This is a genomic window from Pseudomonas sp. MEJ108 (assembly GCF_030208985.1).
GTDB classification, from domain to species: Bacteria; Pseudomonadota; Gammaproteobacteria; order Pseudomonadales; family Pseudomonadaceae; genus Aquipseudomonas; species Aquipseudomonas fragariae.
Genome location: NZ_JARVSW010000004.1, coordinates 176,115 through 191,279 on the forward strand (window position 1 = coordinate 176,115; position 15,165 = coordinate 191,279).

At 60.4% G+C, this 15,165-nt stretch carries 8 protein-coding genes; 3 read left to right on the forward strand and 5 right to left on the reverse strand.

All coding sequences use genetic code 11. From position 1 onward, the window contains the following. Entirely contained in the window at window positions 1–1,185 is a 1,185-nt protein-coding gene (locus QRN50_RS01905) for an MFS transporter (RefSeq protein WP_024638778.1), read from the forward strand. Between the two features lie 261 nt (window positions 1,186–1,446). Then, the gene (locus tag QRN50_RS01910; protein WP_096127268.1) at window positions 1,447–4,071 is read left to right on the forward strand and encodes an autotransporter family protein; all 2,625 of its coding nucleotides are present in this window, start codon (window positions 1,447–1,449) and stop codon (window positions 4,069–4,071) included. A 30-nt stretch (window positions 4,072–4,101) separates the two neighbouring features. Here the strand turns inward: QRN50_RS01910 and glgB are convergent, their stop codons facing one another. Genes glgB through QRN50_RS01925 form a run of 3 tightly spaced genes read right to left on the reverse strand, consistent with a single transcriptional unit; the run spans window position 4,102 to window position 11,688 of the window. Next, complete coding sequence (glgB, locus tag QRN50_RS01915) at window positions 4,102–6,327, reverse strand: 1,4-alpha-glucan branching protein GlgB (protein ID WP_024641298.1); 2,226 nt, start codon at window positions 6,325–6,327, stop codon at window positions 4,102–4,104. After that, window positions 6,324–9,650, reverse strand: a complete 3,327-nt coding sequence (treS, locus tag QRN50_RS01920) for a maltose alpha-D-glucosyltransferase (protein ID WP_024638780.1) — start codon at window positions 9,648–9,650, stop codon at window positions 6,324–6,326. Before treS ends, glgB begins: the two co-directional genes overlap by 4 nt. 19 nt (window positions 9,651–9,669) lie before the next feature. Beyond that, a complete protein-coding gene (locus QRN50_RS01925; protein ID WP_011267719.1) occupies window positions 9,670–11,688 on the reverse strand; it encodes an alpha-1,4-glucan--maltose-1-phosphate maltosyltransferase in 2,019 nt (672 codons plus the stop codon). A gap of 294 nt (window positions 11,689–11,982) precedes the next feature. On the opposite strand from QRN50_RS01925, the gene QRN50_RS01930 reads away from it, so the two are divergent. Beyond that, window positions 11,983–12,141 carry a hypothetical protein gene (locus QRN50_RS01930; protein ID WP_003402756.1) on the forward strand — a complete coding sequence of 53 codons (159 nt, stop codon included), beginning with the start codon at window positions 11,983–11,985 and terminating at the stop codon, window positions 12,139–12,141. Between the two features lie 44 nt (window positions 12,142–12,185). Here QRN50_RS01930 and QRN50_RS01935 read toward each other — a convergent pair whose 3' ends face one another. Both QRN50_RS01935 and QRN50_RS01940 read right to left on the reverse strand, forming a co-directional pair. After that, window positions 12,186–12,932 (reverse strand): SDR family oxidoreductase, encoded by a 747-nt coding sequence (locus QRN50_RS01935; RefSeq protein ID WP_024641297.1) that lies wholly within the window; start codon window positions 12,930–12,932, stop codon window positions 12,186–12,188. Between the two features lie 111 nt (window positions 12,933–13,043). Beyond that, window positions 13,044–15,155, reverse strand: coding sequence for a putative bifunctional diguanylate cyclase/phosphodiesterase (locus QRN50_RS01940; protein WP_003402758.1), 2,112 nt, complete (start codon window positions 15,153–15,155; stop codon window positions 13,044–13,046). Window positions 15,156–15,165: the final 10 nt, after the last annotated feature.

A 15,165-nucleotide genomic window follows, 5' to 3' on the forward strand; every position in this document is an offset into this window, starting at 1 on the left:
ATGCCTGCCGCACACCCCGGTTCCATGACGATTACCCTGCAGATCGTCTCCATCGTCTTCTACACGTTCATCGCCTTCCTGTGTATCGGACTGCCTATTGCGGTATTGCCCGGCTACGTTCATGACCAGTTGGGTTTCAGCCCGCTGATTGCCGGCCTGACCATCGCCTCGCAATACCTCGCCACCCTGCTCAGCCGGCCCTTCGCCGGCCGCGCGACAGACACGCTGGGCAGCAAGCGTTCCATCGTGTTCGGGCTCTGGGGCATCGTCATCAGCGGCAGCATGACCTTGCTGGCCACACTGCTGCACGAATTTGCCACGCTGAGCCTGTCGATTCTCATCGTTGCCCGGCTGTTCCTTGGCGTCTCTCAGGGGCTTATCGGGGTAGGCACCATTAATTGGTGCATCGGCAAGGTCGGCACGGAGCATACCGCCCGTTCAATCTCGTGGAACGGCATTGCGTCCTATGGTGCGATTGCCATCGGTGCGCCGCTGGGCGTCGTGGTCATCGATAGCATTGGCTTCAACAGCCTGGGTATTGCCCTGATGGTGATGGCGGGGCTGGCACTGAGGCTGATTCGCGACAAACCATCCGTACCCATCATTGTCGGTGAGCGCCTGCCCTACTGGTCGGTGTTCGGCCGCATCGCACCCTACGGTCTGGGCCTGACGCTCTCGTCGATCGGCTACGGCACACTGACCACCTTCATCACCCTGTTCTATCTGAATCGGGGCTGGGAAGGTGCGGCCTATTGCCTGAGCATGTTTGGTGTGTGCTTTATCCTCGCCCGCCTGCTGTTCATCGGCGCCATCAATCGACTGGGCGGCTACAACGCGGCCATTGTGTGCATGGCGGTAGAAATCTGCGGGCTGTTGATGCTCTGGCTTTCCCCAAGCAGCAGCGTTGCCCTCGCAGGCGCCGGACTGACCGGCGTGGGGCTGTCGCTGGTCTACCCGGCGCTCGGCGTAGAGGCTATCAAGTGCGTGCCCACCCCTAGCCGCGGCGCAGGCCTGAGCGCCTATGCGGTGTTCTTCGATCTGGCACTGGCAATCGCGGGTCCGGTGATGGGCGCAATTGCCTTGGGCCAGGGCTATGACTGGATATTTTTCTACGCCGCCCTGCTATCGGTTTGCGCGCTGGCCCTGACAATCTGGTTGTCGCGGCGCGCCACTCAACTCGGGTGAAGGGTCCTCAACAGTGGCTTTGCTGCATAAGCTTTTCTCCTGTAGTTCCAATAGTTAGCAGATAACGCTTAAATCCTGCCATCGGTCGGTCAACTTCTTGACGCATCCGGCAACGACTTCTTGACTTGATACTGCGAGCCTCGAAACAGGCTTGCAAAGCGATCTTCACCCGCCTTGGTGTGACGCCGCTTTGCGTAGCAGTCTGGCGCTTCGATCCCTCTCGATTGCCTCCCTGCTGCCTGCCTGGACGGGAGTGCTGTCATGAAAATCCGTTGCGTTCATCTGTACCAGACCTGCAATGTGCTGCCCGTGGTAATACTGGCAATCATCCCGTCCTGGGCCGAGGGCGCCTGCAGCCTTTCCTCCCTGGCATCGGCAGGCGTTCAGGTCTGCAACAGCGGCAGCAGCGGGCCGTTTAGCGCGCCGAGCGGTGACCACGTGCTGATCTTTCCGGTCGGCGGAACGGGCACCGTGTCCGGCAATATCCTGTTCGGTCCGGGAATGGACAGCGTGGACATGCAGTCGGGGCGCATTCTGGGCAACGTTACTCAAGGGGCCGGTATCGACCGCTTCACGCTCTCCACGGGCGAGGTCAGCGGCGATCTGAACCAGGGCGATGATCCCGACGATTTTGTCATGGGCGGCGGCACGCTTGGCTCTCTGGCCCAGGGTGACGGACGCGATACCTTTCTCATGACGGGCGGCACCATCACCCGCGCGTTCGAGGATGGCGACGTCGCGGTGATGACCGGTGGCAGCATCGGTCGCGTGGACATGAAGCTGGACAACAATGTATTCGAAATGTCTGGTGGCACTATCATCAACAACCTGGTCACCGGCTTTGGCCGGGACACCATCACCTTGTCGGGTGGCATTGTTGGCGGCAACGTCAGCGTCAGTGGCGGCGACGACCAGATCACCCTCAGTGGCGGCGAGATCCGCGGCGAAGTTCGCACCAGCGTTGGCAATGACACTTTCAACTGGCTGAACGGCGGTTACGCACGCAGCAACGTATTGATGGCCGACGGCAACGATACGGCACGCCTGTACAACCTGAGCGAATACTACCTGAGCGCCAACCCGCTGCTCGACGGCGGCCCTGGCAACGACGCGTTGACCTTCGACGACACCGTATCATCACAGCCGGGTCGCTACGCCAACTGGGAAACGGTCAATGTGAGCAATGGCTCGCAGCTGAATCTGGCCGGCACGCTGGTGCTCGGCGACAGCCTGACTGACACCGGCGTTCTGGACATAGACTCCAGCAGCAGGCTGATCTCGACCTCGGGCAGTGTTGTCCCCTTCAGCGCCGGATCCCTCGCCTCACTGCAGAATGCCGGAACGCTGGATCTAAGCGATGCAGGCCGCTCGCTCACTGGCACATTGACGGTGACCGGCAATTACACCGGCCAGAACGGACGACTGCTGTTGCTCTCGACACTGGGCGATGATGCATCCGCCAGCGACCGACTGGTGGTAGCACAAGGGCGTATCAGTGGGTCTACGCGCATGCTCGTCAGCAACTCGGGTGGGCTGGGCGCCCTGACCCGTGGCAATGGCATCGAAGTGGTAAAAGCCATCAACGGTGCAACCAGCGAAAGCGGCGCCTTTTCGTTGCAAAGTCCGCTGTCTGCAGGCGCTTATCAGTATTACCTGTTCAAGGGCGGCGCTACTGCCGGCTCTGAGAACAGCTGGTTTCTGCGCTCTGCGGTGATTGCCCCGCCAACGCCAGCGCCGCCCCCTGTCGAGCCCGCCCCGGAACCTGCACAGCCAACGCCGCTGCCCGCACCTGCTCCTGAGCCTGCCCCACCTCCAACCCCTGAGCCTGAGCCGAACAGCCCGCCCCCTGTCACGCCAGCAGCCACACTGCCAGTCCCGGCGATAGGAACCCCGCCGCTGCCGGAACCCGTTCGCGGAGCCGCACCCATCGCGCTGTACCGGCCCGAGGTCGCCAACTACTCCGTGGTGGCTCCCACCGCTGCGGTCCTGGCCCTGAGCTCACTGGGCACCTTTCATGAGCGTCAGGGGGATCAAGCCTTGCTGACCCAAAACGGCACGACGTCGGCAGGTTGGGCACGCGTGTTCGGCAGTGACTTCAGGCAACGCTGGTCGGGCGACGTGAGTCCTGGCCTGGACGCTTCATTCAAGGGTTATCAGATAGGCCATGACCTGTATGCCTGGCAACAGAACGGTGGGCAGACTCAGCGTGTCGGCCTGTTCGTCGCGCATAACCGTCTGGACGGCAGAGTGAAGGGTTTTGCAGAAGGTTTCAGCGACTACGAAACAGGGCGTCTGAAACTGCAGGGCGAGAGCCTGGGCGCCTACTGGACGCTGACCACACCGAGTGGCGGATATGTCGACGCAGTGGCGATGGGCACCCGCCTGGACGGTCGCAGCCGCTCTGTCAGAGGCGTAGGCGTCGACACTGAAGGCAGCGTCATCAGCCTGTCTGTCGAGGCAGGTTATCCGCTGCCGCTCTCACAGCGCTGGGTCGCAGAGCCTCAGGTACAGATCATCTACCAACGCGTTGACCTGCAGGACCAGCATGACGGCATTGCCCATCTGAGGTTCGACAGCCAGGCTTACACCACAGGGCGCATCGGCCTGCGTTTCAAGGGACACTATCAATTGAGCAGCGTACCGATAGCGCCTTATCTGCGCGCCAACCTCTGGCACACCAAAGACGGCCATGACACGCTGACCTTCGATCACGCAGAGCAGATAAGAACCGCGCATCGGTCAACGACGGGCAGTATTGGCGCAGGGATGGTAGCGACATTGAGCAGCAACGCCAGTCTGCACTGGAGCGCTGATTACCTGGGTGATCTGGACGAGCATGGAGCGGAGGGAGTGAACACCAGCCTGGGGTTCAGGCTGGTGTGGTAAAGCGACCGTCAGCGCGGGAACGCGCCTTGATCAGTCTTTCTTCGGTTTGAGGATCAGTACCGCGAGGGGTGGCAGATTCAGCACCAGCGAATCCTCCATCCCATGCGCCGGCTCGGCTTCAGTCATGACCTCGCCACCATTGCCAAAGTTGGAGCCTGCGTAGGTTTCCGCGTCACTGTTGAGCAGCTCCGTCCAGGCACCTCGCATCGGCGCGCCAAGACGGTAGTCCAGGCGCGGCACCGGGGTCATGTTGGCGACCACCAGCAGCGGTTCGCCGTCGTTGCTCCAGCGCAGGTACGCAAACACGCTGTTGGCACTGTCATCGCCGACCAGCCACTGGAAGCCGGCAGGGTCTGCATCGCGCTCGTGCAGCGCCTTTTCCTCGCGATAGAGGCGGTTCAGGTCGCCGACCAGGTTCTTCACGCCCACGTGCTCGGCGTATTGCATCAAGTACCAGTCCAGTTCCCTGTCGTGATTCCACTCGCGCCATTGGCCGAATTCGCAGCCCATGAACAGCAGCTTCTTGCCGGGATGCGTCCACATGAAGGACAGATAGGCGCGCAGGTTGGCGAATTTCTGCCAGCGATCGCCTGGCATCTTGTCGATCAGCGAATGTTTGCCGTGCACCACTTCGTCGTGGGAAATGGGCAGTACGAAACGCTCGGACCACGCATACACCAGGCTGAAGCTCAGCTTGCCATGGTGATGCCCGCGGTTGATCGGGTCCTCTTCCATGTACTGCAGCGAGTCATGCATCCAGCCCATGTTCCACTTGTAATTGAAGCCAAGCCCGCCCTGCTGGGTCGGCTCGCTGACACCCGGCCACGCGGTCGACTCTTCGGCAATCACCATGGTCCCGGGGGCTTCCAGCGCAACCACGTCGTTCAAATGACGCAGGAAGTCGATGGCCTCGAGGTTTTCGCGGCCGCCATAGCGATTCGGCACCCATTCGCCGGCATTACGCGAATAGTCGCGATACAGCATCGACGCCACCGCATCCACACGCAGACCGTCGATGTGGTAATACTTGAGCCAGTGCAGTGCCGAGGCCAGCATGAAGCCATGAACCTCGGTGCGTCCCAGGTTGTAGATCAGGGTGTTCCAGTCCTGATGGAAGCCTTCCTTGGGGTCCGCGTACTCATACAGGCAAGTACCGTCGAACTGCGCGAGACCATGGGTATCGGTCGGAAAATGCGCTGGAACCCAGTCAAGAATGACGCCGATTTCAGCCCGGTGACAGGCATCGACGAAGAAGGCGAAATCTTCCGGCGAACCGTAACGGGCAGTTGGCGCGAACTGGGCCAGCAACTGATAGCCCCATGAACCACCGAATGGGTGTTCCATGATCGGCATCAGTTCGATGTGCGTGAAGCCAAGTTCCTTGACGTAAGGAATCAGGCGATCAGCCAGTTCACGCCAGTTGTACTGCCGCCATTGATTATCTTCGACCTGCTCCATTTGCCAGGAGCCTGCGTGCAACTCGTAGATCGACAGCGGTGCAGTGACTTCGTGGCGCCCTGCCCTCGACTGCAGCCACTCCTGGTCATTCCATTCGAATTGCAATGGCGCAGCGATCTTCGACGCGGTATCGGGCGGCAATGTGGTGGACAAGGCCATCGGATCGCTTTTCAACGGCAGAATCCCGTGAGCACCGAGAATCTCGTACTTATAGACCTCGCCGGGCTGCAGACGCGGGACGAAAATCTCCCATACGCCGGTCGGGTGGCGCATGCGCATGGGATGGCGACGTCCATCCCAGCTGTTGAAGCTGCCAACCACCGAAACACGACGCGCATTGGGTGCCCAGACCGCAAAACGCACACCGTCCACGCCATCGACGCTGGTGACTTGCGCGCCCAGACAGCTGCTCAGGTCGCGATGATTACCCTCGGCAAACAGGTAAAGGTCCATCTCGCCCAGCAGCGGGCCAAAGCTGTAAGGGTCTTCGGTGATCTGTTCACCGCCAGCCCAATTAATTTTCAGCAGGTAAGGCTGCGGGTGCTCGAGGTGACCGACGAAAAAACCCGGCACTTCGCTCATTTCCATCTCGCCCAGTTCGCGGCCGTCATCTCTGGCCAGCAGGCGGACACTCAAGGCTGCGGGCAGATAGGCGCGAACGAACTGCCCGCTGCCGCCATCGCCATGCGGGCCGAGGATAGAGAACGGGTCACGGTGCTCAGCACGGATCAGCGCGTCGAGGTCCACAGCAGCGGGAATCGCGCGGCGGCGCGTGCCGGTTTTGTCAGGCGCATTCATATTGACTCTCCATCAGACGGTTGCAGCAACCCACGCAAGCCTTGCAAGGGAACGGCCAGCCAGGCTGGACGGTTCTCGGCTTCGTAGATCACTTCATAAGCAGCTTTTTCAAGGGTGAACAGCTCGAGTGCAGCGTCCTCCCCTTTTGCATCTTTCCAGGCATGGGCAATGCCGGTGGTCGCCGAGCGATAACCCTCGATAAAGGTTTCTCGCGCCTGCGCCAGGTAGGTATCGGCAACACGTTTGCGCGCGCCGGCTGCCTCGGGAGACGTGTCGACGCTCTGCGCACTGCGTACAGCCATGGCCGCAGCGTAGTCAAAGGACCGCAGGACACCGCTGACATCCTTGAACGGGCTGTGCTTGGCACGGCGCTCTTCAAGTGCGCGGGCCGGTTCACCCTCGAAATCGATCAGGTAGGCATCACCCTTGACCACCAGTACTTGCCCCAGATGCAGATCGCCATGCACACGAATGCGCAGGCCACCGGCGGAGCGCTTGGCCAGGCCTTCGACGCGCTGGCGGATCTGCTTGCGCTGCGCGAGCAGATCGTTGACCAGTTGCTGATCGTCCTTGTCCAGCTCGCCGATGCGCTGTTCCAGCAGTTGCAAGGCGCGCTCGAGCTGAGCGTTGACGCTGACCCCGGACGCCTTGCTGTCCTGGCTGCTGGTGACTTCGACGGCAAAATCCGCATTGTCGGTGGGCGACGCGAGAATCTGGTGCATCTCACCCAGACGCTGGCCAAGACTGCGCGAGAAGTCCGCGAGTTCGAGCAGCGCGTTGTAATGCTGTTCCTGACCGGAAACACCATGTGCCAGCTCGTCACGTACCGCACGCTCGAGATTGTTCTGGGTCCACTCCCACGCATCGCCCTGGTTGCTCAGATAGCCCTGAGCGATCATCAGCAGGTTGGGCTGACCGTCCTTGCCGACGCGTACCAGAGAGCCCAGCAGCGGCGAAATGTTCTTGAAGCCGGCATGGGTCAGGAATGCGCCCATTTCCAGCTCTGGGTGCGTCCCGGCACTGACTTTGCGAATCAGCTTGAGCACCAGGCTGCTGCCGACCACCACCGAACTGTTCGATTGCTCGGCAGACAGGTAGCGCACTTCCGACTCGGCGTTCAGGCCGAGGGGTGCCAGCTGCGAACTTTGCTCGAAACGCAACTCGCCGTCGGCACAGGGTATGACCGTATCCGACTGCATGCCCTGAATCACTGCGCGGATGAAGGTTTCCAGGGTAAATGCATCCGTGATCAGCCCGACATCGCGATTGCGACGTACTCGGGCGAGCGCCAGTTGCTGCGGCAGTGCACTGCTGATGTCGTCTTCGGCCAGCAAGCCGAACGGCAATTGATAGCGATCGGTCTGCCCGCCTGCGGTGACTTCTATTTCGCTGAGCAGCACCGGATTCGCTTCTTCGCCGAAGCGCACGGCGTAGGCAATGCTGACCTTCTCGATCGCCTTGTCCTTGCCCGCGAACCAGCGCCGTTTGGGCAGGTAGACCGTCAGCGAGGTGTTTTCCATGGTGCTGCGCAGTGGCTCTTCGAGCAACTCTTCCAGACGCTTCTTGAGCACCAGAGTCGGGAAGTCCGGCATGCTCTGCGCGGGTTCAACGTGCCAACTGGGCATTTGATTCTCCGAAGCCAGTAAAAACCAGTAAAAGCCGTACGGCGGCAGCGTCAGCAGGTAGCTCAACTGGCCGATGGGCGGGAATGCGCTGCCGCCGAGCATTTCCACCGGCACCGTGCCTGCGTAGGCAGACAACTCAAGCTCTGCAGCCTGAGCGGCGCTGGAAACGTTGGCGACACACAGCACCACTTCACTGTGTCCGTCAGGTGCTGTGTATTCGCGGGTATACGCCAGAATGCGGCGGTTCGACGGCGAGAGCATTTTCAGCGTGCCACGCCCGAATGCCTTCTGCTGTTTGCGCACGGCGAGCATGCGCCGGTTCCAGTTCAGCAGCGAATGCGGGTCACGCTCCTGGATTTCGACGTTGACCGACTGGAAGCCGTACATCGGGTCCATGATCGGTGGTAACACCAGGCTGGCCGGGTCGGCGCGCGAAAAACCGCCGTTGCGGTCGATGGACCATTGCATCGGTGTGCGCACACCGTCCCGGTCGCCCAGGTAGATGTTATCGCCCATGCCGATCTCGTCGCCGTAATACAGCGTCGGTGTGCCGGGCATCGACAACAGCATGCTGTTCAGCAACTCGACCCGGCGACGGTCGCGATCCACCAAAGGCGCAAGGCGCCGACGGATGCCCAGGTTGATCCGTGCACGGCGGTCGGCCGCGTAGTAATTCCACAGGTAATCACGCTCACGATCGGTGACCATTTCCAGGGTCAGTTCATCGTGGTTGCGCAGGAAAATCGCCCATTGGCAGTTTTCCGGGATCTCCGGCGTCTGCCGCAAGATATCGGTGATCGGAAAACGATCTTCCTGGGCCAGCGCCATGTACATGCGTGGCATCAACGGAAAGTGAAAGGCCATGTGGCATTCATCGCCGTCCGGGCCTTTGCTGTCACCAAAATACAGCTGGGTGTCTTCTGGCCATTGATTGGCCTCGGCCAGCAGCATGCGGTCCGGATAGTTCGCGTCGATCTCGGCACGGATGCGCTTGAGCACCTGATGGGTTTCCGGCAGGTTCTCGTTGTTGGTGCCGTCCCGCTCGATGAGATACGGAATGGCATCCAGACGCAAACCGTCGATGCCCAGATCCAGCCAGAAGCGCATGACTTCCAGAACCGCATCCAGCACGTGCGGATTGTCGAAATTCAGATCCGGCTGGTGCGAGTAGAAACGGTGCCAGAAGTACTGGCCGGCAACCGGGTCCCAAGTCCAGTTGGACGTCTCGGTATCGAGAAAGATGATCCGCGTACCGTCGTACTTCTGATCGGTGTCCGACCACACATAGAAGTCCCGCGCCTTGGAACCGGGCTTGGCATTGCGGGCTTTCTGGAACCAGGGATGCTGGTCGGAAGTATGATTGATGACCAGCTCGCTGATCACTCGCAGGCCGCGCTTGTGTGCCTGGGCGATGAAACGCTTGGCATCGGCCATGGTGCCGTAGTCGCTGTGCACATCCCGGTATTCGGAAATGTCGTAGCCATCGTCCCGGCGTGGCGACGGATAAAACGGCAACAACCAGATGGTGTTGACGCCCAGCGCGGCAATGTAGTCGAGCTTTTCGATCAAGCCCGCGAAATCGCCGATTCCGTCGTTATTGGAATCAAAGAACGATTTCACGTGAACCTGATAAATCACCGCATCCTTGTACCAGAGCGGGTCTTTGATAAATGTCGCGTCACCGGGCTTTTTGGCCATTATTGACTCCTCGGGAGTGTTATTGCGCAGCCTGGATACGCCAGATTCCAAACGGTTGGGATGGATCGAGACGCGTGTGCTGATACTTGCCGTACCAGGTCCAGCGGTGCCCGGTCATCAGGTCTTCACCCGACGTAGCGGCGTCATCCGGCAGGCCCATTTCCCACAGCGGCAACTCGAAATCCGCTTCCTGTGCGTTGTACGGGTCGAGGTTGACGGCAACCAGAATGAAGTTGCTGCCGTCCGCCGAGCGCTTGCCGAAGTACAGAATGTTGTCGTTCCACGCGTTATACAGCTTCAGACCCAAGTGGGTTTGCAACGCAGGGTTCTGCCGACGAATGCGGTTGAGCTGCGCGATCTCGGCGATGATGTTGCCCGGCGCCGCGTAATCGCGAACCCGAATCTGGTACTTCTCCGAGTCCAGATACTCTTCCTTGCCGGGAATAGGGGCCGCTTCGCACAGCTCGAACCCCGAATACATACCCCACAGCCCGGAACCCATGGTGGCCAGTGCCGCCCGGATCAGAAACCCGGGGCGACCGGACTCATGCAGGAAGCGCGGGTTGATGTCGGGCGTGTTGACGAAGAAATTCGGACGATAACAGTCGCGCCAAGGCACTTCGTTGAGCTGGGTGAAGTACTCGGACAGCTCCGCCTTGGTGTTGCGCCAGGTGAAATAGGTGTAACTCTGGCTGTAACCGACCTTGCCCAGGCGCGCCATCATTGCCGGCTTGGTAAAGGCTTCGGCCAGGAACATCACCTCGGGGTGCTGACTGCGCACTTCGCCGATCATCCACTGCCAGAACGGCAGCGGTTTGGTGTGCGGGTTGTCGACGCGGAAGATTTTCACGCCCTCGTTGACCCAGCCCAGAACGATGTCGCGCAACTCCGTCCACAGGCCGGGGATGGCGTCTGGTGCGTAGAAATCGACGTTGACGATGTCCTGATACTTCTTCGGCGGGTTTTCCGCATAACGGATCGTGCCGTCCGGACGCCACGAGAACCAGCCCGGATGCTGTTTGAGCCACGGGTGATCCTGGGAACACTGGATGGCGAAATCCAGCGCGATTTCCAGGCCATGCTCGGCTGCGGCTTTTACCAGATGACGGAAATCTTCACGACTGCCCAGCTGCGGGTGAATGGCTTCATGACCGCCATCCTCGCTGCCGATCGCATACGGGCTGCCCGGATCATCAGGGCCAGCGGTCAGGGAATTGTTCGGGCCCTTGCGGTGGGCACGGCCGATTGGATGAATCGGCGGGAAATACAGCACGTCGAAGCCCATGTCGCGAATGATCGGCAGACGCGAATGAACGTCGTTGAACGTGCCGTGGCGCGCCGGATCGTCGGTCATCGAACGGGGAAACAGCTCATACCAGCTGGCAAACTGCGCCAGCTCACGCTCGACATCCAACGGGAACTCGACGCTGCGGCTCAGAAAGGCCTGATTGTCGGCCAGTTTCATCAGGCTGGCGGTTTCGCTGTGCAACAACAGCGCGACTTTCTCGTCTTTATCGCCCTGTTCAAGCTGGCCCAGCAGGCCTTCGATTTGCTGGCGCTGCTCGTTCTGGCTGCGCTCGGCGGCATGCACCAGATGAATGCGGCCCTCTTCCAGCTCCAGATCGACAGGAACGCCAGCGCCGAACTTCTTCTCCAGCTCATAACGATAGCTGCCGAACTGATCGATCCAGGCTTCGAGGCGAAACACATGGCGGCTGACCGAGGTCGGGGTGAATTCACCGACCCAGCTGTCATTGCCCAGCTCGCGCATTGGCGCGCTGTGCCAGTGTTCTTCATCGGCAGCACGCCAGCGGATATTGACCGCCATCTTGTCGTGCCCATCGGCATAGACCTTGCTAGTCACGGTAACCGGTTGCCCGATGATCGCCTTGGCCGCGAACAGGCCACCGTCGATTACCGGCAACGTGTCTTCAATCACGATGCGGGGTAATTGCAGCGCCTGGGTCAGTGACAGCGGAAGGGTTGCTTGCGGGACATCGGTGGCCAGGGAATCCGGACCGTATGGCTGTTCATTCATCGAGCATCACTCCTCACGCCCCAGGGACGCTCCTGTGCATTCCATGCAATGGAAAAATTGACGGTATGGCAGCGTACGATCGCACTGTGCTGGCGACTCGTCTATTTCCGCTGACTAGGTTCCGAGCGGTCAACGAGGGTAAAGTTCAAAGGTTTTGAGGATGTTTGGTGGTCGTGCGAAGAGATGAAGCAGTCATCGAGTGGATCAACGGGACGACTGTGGCGGGAAGTAAATGAATTGAATCATCGGCCATGCCAGGCAGTCGTAAACAGGGTCGACAAGGAGGCTGCAACCATGACCTTACCCAACCCTGTAGAAGTACCCGATCCGAACATCGATGACCCCGCCCTGCCCGAGCCAGTGCCCGAGCAGGAGCCGCCGCCATCCACGCCGCCGCCCAATGAAACGCCAGTTGGCGATCCGCCAGCCAATGCGCCGCCCGTCACGGTGTGACGAGTAAGCAGGGTCTGAAGGGGTCTGCCCGAGTATGGACGCCTTCAGCGCCCTCCCGCCACATCGATGAACGTTCCCGTGGCATAAGACGCATTGTCCGACAGCAACCAGAGAATCGCTTCGGCCACTTCCTCGGCGGTACCGCCACGGCCCATGGGCAATGCCCCTTCAAGCTTGCTGACGCGGAACGGATCGCCGCTCAGGGCGTGAAAGTCGGTGAAGATGAACCCCGGACGTACCGCGTTGACGCGAACGTTTTCCGCCGCGACCTCTTTGGAGAGCCCGATGGTGAAGGTGTCCAGCGCTCCTTTGGATGCTGCATAGTCGACGTACTCGCCTGCCGAGCCCAGGCGTGCCGCGAGTGACGATACGTTGACGATGCTGCCGCCTTGCCCCCCGTGTGCCGGCAACATGCGCAACAAGGCGTGTTTGCTGCACAGCATCGGGCCGACGACGTTGTTCATCATCATCTTCAACAGGCGAAATTCCGACATGTCCTCGACTCTGGAAGCCTGCGCCAGGGTGCCCGCATTATTGACCAGATGGGTAACCCGGCCGAGTTCGGAGTCAACCCTGGCAAACAGCCGCATGATCTCGTCTTCGTTGCTGACATCGGCCTGCACGGTGATCGCCCTGGCGCCCATTGCCCTCACCTGGCCTGCGGTCTTTTCGGCAGCGGCATGATCCGACAGGTAGTTGATGCAGATCCGATAACCCTGTGAGGCGGCCAGACGCGCTGTAGCAGCGCCGATCCCGCGCGAACCACCGGTGACAATGAGGACTTTTTCCATGGAGTGTCTCGTTTTTTTCAAAGGCCTACATCAGGATCCAGCCAACCTTCGCAGGTTAACCAGCCGGTTCGGATCGTGACAGCCTTTATCGTCCAGCGCCATCTGCGCGCGTCAGAAAGCCGCTTGCCCGGTATCGGACGCTTCCACTGCAGCTTTCGCTTCGGCGGCGCGGATTTCTTCGAGAAACTGCTCGGCCGGTAACGGATAACCCAGCAGGAAGCCTTGCAGCGAGTGACATCCCAGGTGAGTCAGGAAGCGCTGCTGAACAGCGGTTTCGACGCCCTCGGCGACGATCCGCAGATTCAACGCCTGCCCTACCGCGACGATGGCCGAGACGATGGCGGCGTCGTCGGTGTCATGCTCCAGGTCGCGGACGAAGCCCCGATCAATCTTGATTTCATTGGCGGGCAGTCGTTTCAGGTACATCAGGCTGGAGTAACCGGTGCCAAAATCATCGATCGACAGGTCCACGCCCATTTCCGAAAGCCTTCGCAACACCGCCAGGCTGGCATCCGCATCATGCATGGCCGTGGTCTCGGTGATTTCCAGGGTCAGGCAGTTGGCCGGCAACTGATGTCGGGCCAGTGTGTCCGCCACTGCCGTAACCAGCCCGGCATGACAGAACTGCAAGGCTGACAGATTGACTGCAATGCGCCAGTGCGAGTAGCCCTGGGTGTACCACTCACGCATTTGCCGACAGGCTTCGTCCAGTACCCACTCGCCGATCTGAATGATCAGGCCGGTCTTCTCCGCCATGGAAATGAACAGATCGGGACCGAGAACACCCTGCTCCGGATGATTCCAGCGCAACAACGCTTCTGCGCCTACGGGCAGTCCGGTCATCGCGTCGAACTTGGGCTGGTAATAGATACAGAACTGCCGGTGCTTGATCGCCTTGTGCAAATCCTGCGACATCTGCAACTGATTGCGGGCGTTACTGTTCATCGACACATCGAAAAAGCTGTAGCCGTTCTTGCCGGCCGCCTTGGTGTGGTACATGGCGGCGTCGGCATTGATCAGAAGCTCATGCTGGGTGCTGCCATTGCCCGGATACACGCAGATGCCGATGCTGAGGGAAATCTGCAACTGATGTTCGCCAATGATAAACGGGTTGCCGACTTCGTTGACCTGTCGTCTGGCAACGGCCAATGCATCCTCAGGGTGTTGAAGCTCCACCAGCAGGACAAACTCGTCACCGCCGACTCTGGCCAGCGTGTCGCGACGGTGCAGGCTGTTGCGAAGACGCAAGGCGACCTGCCGCAACAGCAGGTCGCCGGTGTGGTGCCCGAACGCGTCATTGACCGGTTTGAAGCCATCGAGGTCCATGAACATCAGCGCAAAGCAGCCACCCGTCTCGGTGGCCCTCTTCATTGCCTGATCGATGCGTTCGGTCAACAACGCCCGGTTTGGCAAACCGGTCAGGTTGTCATGCAGGGCCAGGTGGGTCAGTTCCAGATTGGCTTGCGTCAGAGAATCGGCCAGCACGGCGGTACGTGTTTCCAGATGCGAATCGAGAATACAGCTGAACAGCGCAATCCCCAGAATCGACAGGCTGGCGACCAGCACGAATCTGTCCAGCCCGTTACTGCTCAACCCTTGGGGCAGCGCACCACAAAAGCTGCCATCGGCAAAATTCGCGGCGGCCATACCGGTGTAATGCATGCCGATGACAGCCAGCCCCAGCAACAGCGCCGCCGAGGCGCGCAACACGTAGACTCTCGGGCGTTGCTGACGAAGGTGGAAGGCCACGCGCAATGCTGCTGCGGATGCAACGACAGCAATGACCAACGAAAGCGCGAACAGCCACGGCGTGTACTGGATGCCCGGCTGCATACGCATTGCCGCCATGCCGGTGTAATGCGTGGCGCTGATGCCAAGCCCCAGTAACAGCGACCCCAGGCTCAGTTGCAGTGCCGGCAATCGCGGCAGAGTGGCGAGCCACAGGGCGAACCCTGAAAAGCCGATGGCGATCAACAGCGAAAGCAGCACCAGTGGCACGTCGTAGCCCAGGTCGATGGGCAATACGAACGCCAGCATACCGATGAAATGCGTCGACCAGGTGCCGACGCCCATCGCGACAGCGCCTCCCGCGATCCATAGGTGAACGGCACGGCCCCTGGCCGAAACGATGCGGCCAACCAGATCGAGGGCCGTATAGGCGGCAAGAATAGCGACGAGAATCGAGATGACGACGAGTGAGGGGATGTAGCTGCCAATCAACATAAACGCACCT

Bases quoted from the DNA above. Each gene is read 5' to 3' on its own strand.
- QRN50_RS01910 (WP_096127268.1), top strand. From the start codon at position 1,447: ATGAAAATCCGTTGCGTTCATCTGTACCAGACCTGCAATGTGCTGCCC.
- QRN50_RS01925 (WP_011267719.1), bottom strand. From the start codon at position 11,688: ATGAATGAACAGCCATACGGTCCGGATTCCCTGGCCACCGATGTCCCG.
- QRN50_RS01935 (WP_024641297.1), bottom strand. From the start codon at position 12,932: ATGGAAAAAGTCCTCATTGTCACCGGTGGTTCGCGCGGGATCGGCGCT.
- QRN50_RS01940 (WP_003402758.1), bottom strand. From the start codon at position 15,155: ATGTTGATTGGCAGCTACATCCCCTCACTCGTCGTCATCTCGATTCTC.
- QRN50_RS01930 (WP_003402756.1), top strand. From the start codon at position 11,983: ATGACCTTACCCAACCCTGTAGAAGTACCCGATCCGAACATCGATGAC.
- glgB (WP_024641298.1), bottom strand. From the start codon at position 6,327: ATGAATGCGCCTGACAAAACCGGCACGCGCCGCCGCGCGATTCCCGCT.
- QRN50_RS01905 (WP_024638778.1), top strand. From the start codon at position 1: ATGCCTGCCGCACACCCCGGTTCCATGACGATTACCCTGCAGATCGTC.
- treS (WP_024638780.1), bottom strand. From the start codon at position 9,650: ATGGCCAAAAAGCCCGGTGACGCGACATTTATCAAAGACCCGCTCTGG.